This window comes from Bacillus sp. SIMBA_031 (assembly GCF_046535225.1).
Taxonomy (GTDB): domain Bacteria; phylum Bacillota; class Bacilli; order Bacillales; family Bacillaceae; genus Bacillus; species Bacillus velezensis.
This window is the reverse complement of sequence record NZ_JAWRXC010000396.1, coordinates 1-259: the sequence shown is the minus strand read 5'-3', so window position 1 is coordinate 259 and position 259 is coordinate 1. Positions and strand designations below refer to the sequence as shown.

General features: G+C 60.2%; 1 protein-coding gene. It reads left to right on the top strand.

The genetic code is table 11. From position 1 onward, the window contains the following. On the top strand, positions 1 to 259 hold a 259-nt coding region (locus tag SB724_RS20765), incomplete at both ends, for an integrase core domain-containing protein (protein ID WP_410572828.1).

The following is a 259-nucleotide window of genomic DNA, read 5'->3' as shown; positions in this document are numbered from 1 at the left end:
CCGCACGCGCAGCTTCGCTCGCGAACTGGGTCTTGAGCCGCTGACCACACCGGTCCGTTCGCCGCAGAGCAATGGCATGGCGGAATCGTTCGTGAAGACCATGAAGCACAATTACGTCGCCTATATGGACAAGCCCGACGCACCAACGGCGCTCTCGCGTCTGGCTATCGCGTTCGAACACTACAATGAGCGCCACCCGCACAAAGCCCTGAAATACCGCTCGCCTCGCGAGTTCAGGCGTAATGCGGTGTCATCAACC